Origin of the sequence: Nocardioides sp. 31GB23 (assembly GCF_040012395.1) — a bacterium.
GTDB classification, from domain to species: Bacteria; Actinomycetota; Actinomycetes; order Propionibacteriales; family Nocardioidaceae; genus Nocardioides; species Nocardioides salarius.
Genome location: NZ_JBDYKJ010000105.1, coordinates 1 through 11,563, shown reverse-complemented (window position 1 = coordinate 11,563; position 11,563 = coordinate 1). Strand labels below are relative to the sequence as shown.

The following is an 11,563-nucleotide window of genomic DNA, read 5'->3' as shown; positions in this document are numbered from 1 at the left end:
CTGGCCATGCTCAACCTCGGCGGCCACCGGCCCACCCTCCCCGGGCGCACATGACCCACGGAAGAGACAGGAGAGCCTGATTTGGGCGGGGCCGGGCGGCCCGCGAGAATGAGCCCATGCCCAGCCCCGCCCCGTCCGCCGTCTTCCCCGGCCTGCGCCTGGGCGACCTCGAGGTGGCGACGCCGGTGGTGCTCGCGCCGATGGCCGGCATCACCAACGCGGCGTACCGCCGCCTGTGTGCCGAGCAGGGTGCCGGCCTCTACGTCTGCGAGATGATCACCAGCCGCGGGCTGGTCGAGGGCGACAGGCACACCCTCGACATGCTCGTCTTCGACGAGGCCGAGACCACGCGGTCGGTGCAGCTCTACGGCAGCGACCCGGTGCACGTCGGCAAGGCCGCCGAGATCCTGTGCACCGAGCACGGCGTCGACCACATCGACCTCAACTTCGGGTGCCCGGTGCCCAAGGTGACCCGCAAGGGCGGGGGAGGCGCGCTGCCCTGGAAGCGCGGGCTGCTGGGCGAGATCCTCGAGGCCGCCGTCGGCGCGGCGTCGCGCCACGGGGTGCCGGTGACGATGAAGACCCGCAAGGGCATCGACGACGACCACCTGACCTACCTCGACGCCGGGCGCATCGCCCAGGAGGCCGGTTGCGCCGCGATCGCCCTGCACGGGCGCACCGTCTCGCAGGCCTACTCGGGCCGCGCCGACTGGGAGGCGATCGGCGAGCTGGTGGCCCACGTCGACATCCCGGTGCTCGGCAACGGTGACATCTGGGAGGCCGCCGACGCGGTGCGGATGGTCGAGCAGACCGGGGCCGCCGGCGTCGTCGTGGGCCGCGGCTGCCTCGGGCGGCCGTGGCTCTTCCGCGACCTCGCCGCAGCCTTCGCCGGGGAGCAGGTGGCGACCCTGCCCACGCTCGGCGAGGTGCGCGACATGATGCGCCGCCACGCCGAGCTGCTGTGCCGCCACATGGGCGAGGAGCGCGGCTGCAAGGAGTTCCGCAAGCACGTCTCGTGGTACCTCAAGGGCTTCGCCGCCGGCAGCGACGCGCGCCGCTCGCTCGGTCTGGTCTCCTCGCTCGCCGACCTCGACGCGCTGCTCGCCGACCTCGACCCCGACGAGCAGTTCCCGACGGCCGCGCTGGGTGCGCCGCGCGGTCGCCAGGGCTCGCCACGGGCGAGGGTCGCACTGCCCGAGGGCTGGCTCGACGACACCGACGGGCGCGGGCAGGCCACCCCCGAGGACGCCGTGGAGACCACCGGCGGCTGAGCGCTGGTGAGCGAGCACACGCACGATTTTGCCCGCGATGATGCCGGATGCGGCGCTGCGGTGTGCTTCAGTAGGGAACTTCGCCGGCCCGCCACAGCGGACCGGCGTCGCCTGTGTCATCAACAGCAAAGGATCAGCGCTGTGGCAGACCTACGCCACAAGCGGGACGCCAATGCCCGCCTCCGCCCTCGCGCCACCGTCGTGGCCGGGACCCTCGCCGTGCTGGCGACCGCCTCCGCGGTCACCGTCGGCATCGCCTCCTCCGAGCCCACGGCCACCGAGGTGCCCGTCGCCGCCTCGGTCTCCGAGCTGAGCGCCGGCATCACCGCCGCCGAGCTCGACGACCGCGGATCCGTGGTCTCGCGCTCCTCCGACCGCTCGCTGGCCACCGCACCGGTGCGCCAGGGCGTGCGGCTGGAGAAGAAGTCCGCCCTCGACAAGATGATGGCCCCCGCAGCGGTGCAGGCCGCCGTCGCCGGCGCCGACACCAGGCTGTGGACCACCGCCGACCTCAACCTGTGGGTCTCCCCGGCGAAGAAGGCCGGCAAGGACGGTGTCCTGGGTGCCGAGAAGAAGGTGCTGGTCACCGGGCGCTCGCTCTACGGCCGCGACGAGGTCGTGGTCGGCGGCACGTCGCGCTGGGTCAGCGCCGGCTACCTGAGCGACGAGAAGCCGGTCGACGAGCAGGAGTCCGAGCCGGCTGCTGCCGCTGCCTCCTCGAACGCCACCTGCAGCAACGGCACGTCGGTCCCGTCCGGCGTCAGCCCCAACATCGTCAAGGTGCACCGGGCGGTCTGCGCGGCCTTCCCCGAGATCACCACCTACGGCACCTTCCGCGGCGACGGCGAGCACGCCCAGGGCATCGCGGTCGACATCATGGTCAGCGGCTCGCGCGGCTGGCAGGTCGCGGAGTTCGTGCGAGCCAACGCCGGCAGCCTCGGTGTCTCCTACGCGATCTACTCGCAGAACATCTGGTCGGTCGAGCGCGGCAGCGAGGGCTGGCGTGGCATGTCGGACCGTGGTTCGACCACCGCCAACCACTACGACCACGTGCACGTCACGACCTACTGACGCCGGTGCGGCGCCGCCTCGAGCGGGCGGCCTCACCAGTGCACGAGTGTTTCGGCGCGGGCCGCACCGGGTAGCCTCGTCGACATGGGGGGCCGTTTCGCTGTGCTCGTAGCCGCCGCGGTCTCGACCGCGGTGGCCCTCAGCGGTGTGCTGCTGCTGCGCGCCGAGGACGGCGCCGGCGGGTCCGAGGCGCTCGACCCCTCGAGCTCCCAGGTCTCTGACACGGCCACCACGCAGGCGGCGACGGTCGAGGACCCGCCCGACCCCTCCACCCTGCCGTCCCTGGGCCTGCAGTTCCACGGCACCTGGACCCACTACGACGCCGCGGAGCGCGACGAGGTGCTCGACCGCATCGAGGCGTCCGGCGCCTCGTGGGTGCGCCTCGACGTCGGCTGGGCGATGCTCCAGCCGCGGCCCGGCGGCTTCGACGAGGGCTGGGCGGTGCCCCTGGTCGACGAGGTGATGGACCAGCTGCGCGAGCGCGACCTCCAGGTCCTCGTGATGTTCTGGCTGACCCCGTCGTGGGCCTCGTCGGAGCCCGACGACTTCACCGCGCAGTACACCAGCCCCGACGACGCCGGCGACTACGCCGACGCGCTGGGCGAGGTGGCGCAGCGCTGGGGCGACGTCGTCGACGCCTACGAGATCTGGAACGAGCCCAACCTCGAGGTCTTCTACCACGGCACCGACCCCGAGACGTACGCCGAGCTGCTCTGCGCGGCGTACCCCGTCGTGCGCCGTGAGGACCCCGGGTCACGGGTGGTCTTCGGCGGGCTGATGTACAACGACGACGACTGGCTCCAGCGCGCCTACGACGCCGGGGCGGGCGGCTGCTTCGACGTGATGTCGGTGCACTCCTACCAGGCCCCGGCCGACTCGGCGCCCAGCGTCGAGGACGACGGAGAGGTCTGGAACCTGCGCAACCTCGACGAGGTGCGCGAGACGATGATCGAGAACGGCGACCGGCTCCCGGTGTGGATCACCGAGTTCGGCTGGAGCGTGCACGACAACGACGCGGAGACCGAGCCGTGGCGACGCGGGGTCGACGAGGCTACCCAGGCCCGCTACGCCGCGGAGGCCCTGACGCTGCTCGCCGAGGACTTCCCCTACGTCGGCGCAGCGTTCTGGTACAAGGACGCGGCCAACGACGAGAGCACCGACGAGCACCAGGAGGGCTACGCCATGCTCGACGAGGAGCGCCGCCCACGCCCGGTCTGGCAGGCCTTCCGCGACCTCTACGGGGTGACCCGGTGACCGGGGCGCCGTTCCTGGGCGTGCTGGCCCGGGCGCTGCGCTTCCGCTGGGCGGTGCTGCTCGCGGTGCTGGTCCCCGCCGCGGCCGTCGGGGTCCTGGCCGTCGAGACGCGGGCCGACGACACCACCGCGGTCGCGGTGGTGGGCGTGGCTCCCGAGTCGGCCGACGTGCTCAGCACCGACGCGGTGCAGCTGGCCCTGGGCCGCTACTCGGTGGCCCTGACCTCTCCGGAGGTGCTGCGCGAGGTCGCCTCCGAGACCGGCATCTCCGTCGACGTGCTCGACGCCGCCGTCGACGTCACCGCCTCGCAGGAGGCCGGCAACCTGGCCGTGCGGGCCACCCTGCCCAGCACCGACGACGCGCTGCTGGTGGCCCGGGCCGTGGCCGAGCAGACCGTGACGCTGGGCGAGGAGGATCCCCTCGCCGACGCGACGGTGCTCTCCGGCGCCCGCACCGAGGCCCCCGGCCTGCTCTCGTCCACCCGGGCGATGCAGGCGCTGCTGGTGCTCGCCGCGCTCCTCGCCGCGCTGGTGGTCGCCTACGCCCTCGAGGCGGTGCGTCCGCGCACCCGCACCGGCGGCGACGCGGCCGGCGCGGCGGGCGGCCCCGTGCTCGGCAGCCTGCCCGCCTTCACCTCCGCCTGGCCGCGGCGCGCGGTCGCCCCCGACAGCGAGATCCTGGCCTCGGCGCGCTCCCTGCGCTCGGGGTTCCTGGCCTCCGCCTCCAGCGTCCCCGACGGCCCGGTCGTGGTGGTGGGCGCCGAGGCCGGCGCCGGCGCCAGCACCGTGTCCTTCCTGCTCGCGCGCACGCTGGCAGACCGGGGGCAGTCCACCCTGGTGCTCGACCTCGACCTCGACCACGCCGGTCTGAGCGCCACGATGGGCACCCCCAGCCGCTTCGCCCTGCACGACGCGCTCACCGAGAGCGCCCCGCTCGCCGAGACGGTCCACCGCGAGGGGGGCGTGGCGGTGCTGACCACCGAGCCGCTCAGCGGCGTCGACGACCTCGTCGACCGCCGCCTGCCCGACCTGCTCAAGCGCAGCGCCGACCGCTACGACGTCGTGCTCTGCGACAGCGCGCCCCTGGGCGCCGGCGAGCTGAGCGAGGTCGTCGCCGGGCACGCCGCCTCGGCGGTCGTGGTGGTGCGTGCGGGCACGTCGACGGCGGCCGTCGCGCGCACCGCGGCCCGGCTGCAGCGCCTGGGCGTCCCGGTGCGCGGCGTCGTGCTCAACCACGCCACCCGGGCCCAGGCGGAGGCACCCGGCCTGCGCGAGACCGGGCGTGGTGGCTGAGCCGCGGCCCGGCGCCGGGCGTCAGGCGTCGCGCGGTCGACCACCCGTGGTGCTGATGTACCACGGGTTCTGCACGCACCGGCGCGACGACGACCCCGAGAACCTCTTCGTCGAGGTCGAGCGCTTCGAGCAGCAGCTGCGCTGGCTCCTCGACCAGGGGTGGCACGCCCTCGACCTCGACGGCTACCTGGCCGCGCGAGCCGACCGGGCCCACCGGCCCCGGCGCTCCTTCGTGGTGACCATCGACGACGGCTTCACCTCGGTGCTGGAGCTGGCCGTGCCGGTGCTCGAACGGCTCGGTGTCCCGGCCCTGCTCTACGTGCCCTCCGACCTGGCCGGCCGCACGGCCACCTGGCTGCCGCGACCCGCCGACGAGCCGCTGCTCGACCCCGACGAGCTGCGCCACCTCCATGCGCTGCCGTGGCTCGAGCTCGGCGTCCACGGCGCCGACCACCTCGACCTGCGCGGGCTCGGCGCCGACGCGCTCGACCACCAGGTCCGCCGCGCGCACGGGCGCCTCGCCGAGCTGGTCGGCGACCCGCTGCGCTCCTTCGCCTACCCCTTCGGCGCCCACGACGAGGCCGCGCGACAGACGGTCGCGGCCGAGGGCTTCGACGTCGCGTTCTCGGTCTTCGACGACGCCGGTCCCCACGCGGTCAGCCGGGTCGACGTCAACGCCACCGACACCCTGGCCTCCTTCCGGCTCAAGACACAGCTGCCCGGCTACCGGCAGTGGTGGGCGGCGCTCGACCGGGCACCGGTGGTGCGTCGCACCGTGCGCGCCGCGCTGACCTCCCTCGGCGGACAGCGAGGCGGTCGGTGAGCGCACCCTCGGTGACCCCGCCCCGCCCCCGGGCGCGGGCCTGGGGCGACGTGCCCCGCCGCCGCCCGCGTCGTACGCCGCCCGGTGTCCGCCCGCCCGCCCGCACGGGTGCCCGCGCCGGGCGGGTCGCCGCGCTGGCCGCGCTGGCCGGGCTGGCGCTGGCCGGCTCGGGGCTGGGCCTCCTGCTGGCGGGTGCCGGCCTCGTCGCAGGCCCGCTCGCCCCGCTGCTGCTCGTGCTGGCCCCGGTGCTGGTCGTGCTGGCCTGGCGTCGCAGCGACCTGGTGGTGCCCACCGTCGCGCTCACCCTGCCGCTGGGCCACCTCGGCGCCGGCCCGGTCGACCTGGTGCAGCTCGTGACGGCGCTCGGTGCCGTGGCGGTGCTGGCGCCGGCGGCGGCCCGGCTCGACTGGCGGCTGCCCCCGTGGCCGGTGGCCGTGCCCCTGGGTCTCTTCCTCGTCGTCGCCGCGCTCGCCACGCCCCGTGCCCGCGACGCCGACCTGGCCTTCCGCCTCGACGTGCAGCTGCTGCTGCTCGTGCTGCTGGTCGTGGCCGTGCTGACGGGGGTGCGCACCACCGCGCAGCTCACGCGGGTCGTGGTGGGGCTGCTGGTGGCCGGCGCCGCCTCGTCGGTGTGGGCGCTGGTCGCGTCGGGGCCCACCGAGAGCTTCTACGGCGGTGGCGTCGTCACCGGCCGCGCCGTCGGTGTCTTCTCCCAGCCCAACGAGCTCGGGCTCTTCAGCGCGGTGCTGCTCGTGCTGGCCCTGGGGGTGGGGCTGGGCTCGGCGTCACCGCGCCTGCGCGCGACCGGGCTGGTCGCCGCCGGCCTGCTGGTCGCCGCGCTCGGTGTCTCGCTGTCGCGCGGTGCCTGGTTCGGCGGGCTCGCCGGCGTGGTCGCGCTGGCCGTCCTGGTGGCGCCGACCCGGCGCTCGCTGCTGCGCCTGGGGGCCGGGTTCGTCGTCGTGGTCGGCGCCCTGGGCCTGCTCGGGGTCGGTCCGCTGGGCCAGGTGCTCGACCGGGTCGCCTCGGTCGGTGAGGCCGGCGCCAACCCCTACGACCAGCGGCCGCTGATCTGGGCCGAGGGCCTGCGCCTGGTCGCCGAGGCGCCGCTGCTGGGCCACGGCCCCGGCGGCTACTTCCTCGAGGCCGCCAGCGACTCCCTGCGCTCCGGCGTGGTCCTCGAGGTCGAGCACGCCCACCACCTGCTGCTCAACACCGCGGTCGAGTTCGGCCTCGTCGGGCTCGGCGCGCTGCTGGTCCTGGTAGCCGGTCTGGGCGCGGGGCTCCTCCGGGCGCGCCGGGCCACGGCCACGCTGCCGCCCGCCGCCGAGGTGCGCCTGCTGCCGGGCGTGCTCGCGGCCGCGCTGGTGCCGGTGCTGGCGCACGGCATGCTCGACTACCCCCTGCGCAACCCCGTCGTGCTCACCACGGTGTGGCTGGTGCTGGCCGCCCTCGTGGCCGCGTGCGAGCACGCTCGCGCGACGGCCCCCACCCCGACCCAGGAGCCCCGTTGACCTCCAGCACCACCGACGACCGCGCCGGTGCCCCGGACGGTCCGGAGCGACTGGCCCCGCTGCGGGCCCTGGTGGTCACCCCCACCGGCACCCTGGGCGGGTCGGAGACCTGGCTGCTCGACCTGCTGCGCACCAGCCGGGCACGGCTGCGCCCCGAGGTCTGGATGCTCGAGGACGGCCCCCTGCGGGCGGCGCTGGAGGCCGACGGGGTGCCGGTCACGGTGCTGCCGACCGGGCCGCGCGCCCGCGACCTGGCGCTGCGCAACCTCGACCTGGGCCACCGCCTGCGCGACAGCGACGCCGAGGTGCTGCTGGCCAACGGGGTCAAGGCCGCGGCCGCCGTGGTGCCCGCCGCCCGCGCGGTCGGCGTGCCGGTGGTCTGGGCCAAGCACGACTTCTCCTGGGACCGCGAGCTCGCACCCCGCCTGGGCCGGATGAGCGACGCGGTGCTGGCCACCTCCGCCTCGGTCGCCGCCGCCACCCGTCGCTCCGACGCCACGATCGTGCCGCCCCCGCGCCCGCCCGCGCCGGCGTCGCGCGCCGAGGCGGCGGCGTACTGGGCGGAGCACGGGGTGGATCACGGGGTGGCGAGCAGCGAGGGCCCGGTGCTGGCCGTGCTCGGCCGGCTGGTCGGCTACAAGGGCGTCGACACCGCGATCGAGGCGCTGGCCGACGACGCCGCGCGGGCGTGGCGCCTGGTCGTGGTCGGCCCCGACGACCCGTCGGAGCCGGGGGAGCGCGCCCGGCTCGAGGCCCTCGCCCTGCGGCACGGCGTGGCCGACCGGGTGCAGCTGAGCGGGCCGGTGCCCGACGCGGGCCGGCACCTGGCGGCCTTCGACGCCGTGGCCGTGCTGACCCGTGGCGACGGCGACCGCTTCGGGCGCGAGGGCTACTCCCTGGTCGCGCTCGAGGCGCTGGGCGCCGGGGTGCCGCTGGTCGGTGCGACCGGCAACCCGGAGGTCGAGCGGATGGCGCGCGCCGCCGGTCGTGTCGTGCCCGTGAGCGACCCCCGGGCGGTCGCGCACGCGCTGGCCGACCTCCAGGACCCCGAGGCCCGCGAGGCGTGCGGTCGCGCCGGGCGGGCGGTGCTCGCCGACCACCCCGACGCGAGCGCCTGCGCCGAGCGCGCCGTGCAGCTGCTGGCCCACGTGGCCCGCCGGCCCGGGGCCGGCCTGGTCGGACCCCCGATGAGCGTGCTGACCTGCTTCCGCAACGAGGCGGGCCACGTCGACGAGGTCGTCGGCGCGGTCGTGGCGCAGCTCGGTCCCGACGACGAGTACCTGCTGCTCGACGACCGCTCCACCGACGCGACGGGCGCCGAGCTGGCGGCCTGGGCTGCCCGCGACGACCGCATCCGGCTGCTGGAGGGTCCCGGGGTCAACCTGTCGGTCGCGCGCAACACCGGCTTCGCCGAGGCCCGGCACCCGCGGGTGGCCTGCACCGACGCCGGCTGCGCGCCCGGGCCGCAGTGGCTCACCGGTCTGCGCGCCGCCTTCGCCGAGCCCGACCCCGTCGACCTGGTCGTCGGGGTCTACGACGTCGACGGCGGCGACCCGGTGCGCGACGCCGCCCGCGTCGCGCTCTTCCCCTCGATCGAGGAGGCCCGGCGCCCCGGCGCCCTGACCCGGTTGGCCGGTCGGGTGAGCGGGCGCAGCTTCTCGGCGCGCCGCCTCGACGGACGCTCCATGGCCTGCGCGGTGCCGGCCTGGGAGGTCGCCGGCGGCTTCGACGCGCGGCTGCGCAGCTCGGAGGACGCCGTCTTCGGCGACGCCGTGCTGGCCAGCGGCGGCCGCAGCGCGCTGGCCCTCGACGCGCGGGTCACCTGGGCGCAGACCGGCGACCTGGCCGACATGGCGCGGATGTACGCCAAGTACGGCGAGTGGGGTGGCCGCGCCGGCTCCTGGCAGCTGGTGAGCCGCGACCTGGTGCGCGCCTCGGCGTACGCCGTCGGGCCGCTGCTGCTCGCGACCGGCGGGGTCCGCACCCGCGCCGCGGTGCTCGCCGGGGCCGCCGGCTACCTGGCGCTGCCGGCGCTGCGCGCCCGCGACGTCGACGTCGTGCCCGGCACCTGGGTGCGGGTGCCGGTGGTGGTCGCCCTCAAGGACGTCGCCAAGGCCGCCGGCTGCCTGCGAGGGCTGCTGGGGCGCGCGACCGGGGACGCCGGTGGCTGAGCAGGTCATCAGCGACACCACCCAGCGGGCCGCCCGCAACGCCGTGGTGCGCGCGGTCGCCGAGGTGCTCGGCAAGGTCGCCACCCTGGCGTGGACCGTCGCCGCCGCCCGGATGCTGCCGGCCGACGACTTCGGCGCGGTCTTCTACGCGCTCACGATCATGCTGGTGCTGACCTCGCTGGCCGCGTGGGGCTTCGACAGCGGATTGACCCGTCGCGGCAGCGCCGTGCCCGAGTCGCTGCCGCGGCTCTTCCGCGCCACCCAGGTGTGGAAGTCGGCGCTGTCGGTGCCGCTCCTGGTGGCCGCGGGGCTGCTGCTGGCCGGGGTGCCGGCCGTCGGGTCCTGGACGGTGCTGGCGCTGATGCTGGCCGCCGGGCTCCCCGAGCTGTGGAGCCAGACGATCCGCACGGCCGCGGCCTGCCGGCAGGTCTCCGCCGGGGTGTCGACGGCCCTGGTGGTGCAGCGGGTGGCCACGGCCGCCGCGGTGCTGACGGCGCTCGCCGCCGGCACGGGGGCCGAGGGGGTCGCAGCCGGATTCCTGGCCGGCACCGTCGTGGGGTGGCTGGCCCACGTGCTCGCCGCCCGCCGTCTCGACGTGCGCCAGCCGCTGCGCGACCTCGGGCGCGGCGACCTGGCGGCCGCGGTGCGCGAGACGGTCCTGGTGGGTGTCAGCGGGCTGGTGCTGATGCTGCTCTTCCGCGTCGACGTGCTGATCCTGGGCCACCTCGAGGGAGCCGGGTCGGTGGCCGTCTACACGGTGGCCTACCGGCTGCTCGAGACCGTGCTCTTCGTGACCTACGCGATCAACGCGGCCGTGCTGCCGGTGCTCAGCGCCACCCGCAGCCGCGAGACGCGCCTGCTGGGCTGCGAGCGCGCGATCGCCGTCGGCGGCTTCGTCTACCTGCCCTTCGTCGCGGTCTCGCTCACCGAGGGCCGCGACGTCATCGACCTGCTCTTCGGGGCGACGTACGCCGCCTCCGCCGCGCCGGTGCTGGCCTGGCTCGCCCCCGCCGCGATGCTGCTGGCGCTGGCCAGCTTCAGCGACTCGCTGCTGCACGTGCTGGGCCGCCACCGTGCGCTGCTGGCCTCCTCCAGCGCGGCGCTGGGCGTCAACGTGGCGCTCAACCTGGCCCTGATCCCGGTCCTCGGAGCGACCGGCGCAGCCCTGGCCACGACCCTGTCCTACCTGGTGCAGGCGGTGGTGGTGCTGGGCTTCCTGCAGCGGGTGGGGGAGCGCCCGCGAGTGTTGAGCCCGCTGCTGAGCTCGGGTGCCGCGTCGGTGGTGCTGGTCGCGCTGCTGGTGCTGCTGCACCTGCCGGTGCTGGTCGAGCTGGTCGCCGGTGCGGTGGTCTACCTCGGCGCGTGGCTGCTCCTGGTGCGGCGCCTCGCCCCCGAGCAGCAGCAGGTGCTCGTCGGCCTCGTACGCCGCCGCGGCGTCGCCGCCTGAACCGCGCCGTTGGTCGAGCAGCGAGGAGCGCCAGCGACGGTGACCACCGCCGTTGGTCGAGCAGCGAGGAGCGCCAGCGACGGTGACCACCGCCGTTGGTCGAGCAGGGAGGAGCGCCAGCGACGAGCCGACGCCGAGACCCCGTGAGGACCGCGCTCGCCGTACGCCATGGGCTCACCGGGTTTCGAGATGGTTGCTGCGCAACCTCCTCAACCAACGGGCGCGCGGCAGCGCCGTTGGTCGAGCAGCGGGGCCGGGAGCGGAGTGCTCCTAGGTTCGTCGGTGGAAGGTGACCTGGTTGTCGCCACCGACATCGCTCTCGTACTCGGGATCGTGGATGCAGCGGTGGTGGTAGGGGCAGAGGAGTCGTCCGCGGGCTAGGTCGGTGTGGCCGTGGCACGACCAGGGGTCGTCGTGGTGGGCGTGGCACATCGCCGGAGGGGCGTCACAGCCACGGGCGGTGCAACCACCGTCACGGATACCCATCGCGACCCGCTGGGCCGGGGTGAAGTACCGCTTCGCACGTCCCACGTCGAGCGGCTGACTCTTGCCGCCCAGCACGACAGGGACGACGCCCGCCTCACAGGCCAGCCGCCTCGCGGTGGCGGCGCTGATCCGGTCACCGGTGTCGAGGGTGGCGGCCGCCAGGCCGTCCTTGAGGGAGTCGAGGGTCATGGTCACCACGACGGTGGCGTTCACGCCACCTGCCTTGGGTAGTTCCTT

The 11,563-nt window shown here is 75.6% G+C and carries 9 protein-coding genes; 8 read left to right on the top strand and 1 reads right to left on the bottom strand.

From position 1 onward, the window contains the following. The first annotated feature begins 116 nt into the window (after positions 1-116). The 8 genes from dusB to ABKW28_RS21765 all read left to right on the top strand — a co-directional run bounded on the left by dusB (position 117) and on the right by ABKW28_RS21765 (position 10,840). Positions 117-1,271 (top strand): tRNA dihydrouridine synthase DusB, encoded by a 1,155-nt coding sequence (gene dusB / locus ABKW28_RS21800; protein ID WP_348613246.1) that lies wholly within the window; start codon positions 117-119, stop codon positions 1,269-1,271. Positions 1,272-1,412: 141 nt separating this feature from the next. Continuing rightward, positions 1,413-2,342, top strand: coding sequence for a hypothetical protein (locus ABKW28_RS21795; protein WP_348613244.1), 930 nt, complete (start codon positions 1,413-1,415; stop codon positions 2,340-2,342). A gap of 84 nt (positions 2,343-2,426) precedes the next feature. Continuing rightward, a complete protein-coding gene (locus ABKW28_RS21790) occupies positions 2,427-3,596 on the top strand; it encodes a cellulase family glycosylhydrolase (RefSeq protein WP_348613242.1) in 1,170 nt (389 codons plus the stop codon). Continuing rightward, the gene (locus ABKW28_RS21785; protein WP_348613239.1) at positions 3,593-4,888 is read left to right on the top strand and encodes a division plane positioning ATPase MipZ; all 1,296 of its coding nucleotides are present in this window, start codon (positions 3,593-3,595) and stop codon (positions 4,886-4,888) included. The genes ABKW28_RS21790 and ABKW28_RS21785 overlap by 4 nt, the downstream gene beginning before the upstream one ends. Next, positions 4,881-5,711: a polysaccharide deacetylase family protein gene (locus ABKW28_RS21780; protein ID WP_348613237.1), complete on the top strand. Its 831-nt coding sequence runs from the start codon at positions 4,881-4,883 to the stop codon at positions 5,709-5,711. The genes ABKW28_RS21785 and ABKW28_RS21780 overlap by 8 nt, the downstream gene beginning before the upstream one ends. Continuing rightward, on the top strand, positions 5,708-7,222 hold the full coding sequence (locus ABKW28_RS21775; RefSeq protein ID WP_348613235.1) for an O-antigen ligase family protein: 1,515 nt from the start codon (positions 5,708-5,710) through the stop codon (positions 7,220-7,222). The genes ABKW28_RS21780 and ABKW28_RS21775 overlap by 4 nt, the downstream gene beginning before the upstream one ends. Further along, on the top strand, positions 7,219-9,393 hold the full coding sequence (locus ABKW28_RS21770; protein ID WP_348613233.1) for a glycosyltransferase: 2,175 nt from the start codon (positions 7,219-7,221) through the stop codon (positions 9,391-9,393). Before ABKW28_RS21775 ends, ABKW28_RS21770 begins: the two co-directional genes overlap by 4 nt. Then, complete coding sequence (locus tag ABKW28_RS21765; RefSeq protein WP_348613231.1) at positions 9,386-10,840, top strand: polysaccharide biosynthesis C-terminal domain-containing protein; 1,455 nt, start codon at positions 9,386-9,388, stop codon at positions 10,838-10,840. Before ABKW28_RS21770 ends, ABKW28_RS21765 begins: the two co-directional genes overlap by 8 nt. A gap of 270 nt (positions 10,841-11,110) precedes the next feature. On the opposite strand, the gene ABKW28_RS21760 is transcribed toward ABKW28_RS21765, so the two are convergent. Beyond that, the coding region (locus ABKW28_RS21760; RefSeq protein WP_348613229.1) for a DUF222 domain-containing protein at positions 11,111-11,563 on the bottom strand (453 nt) is incomplete at its 5' end.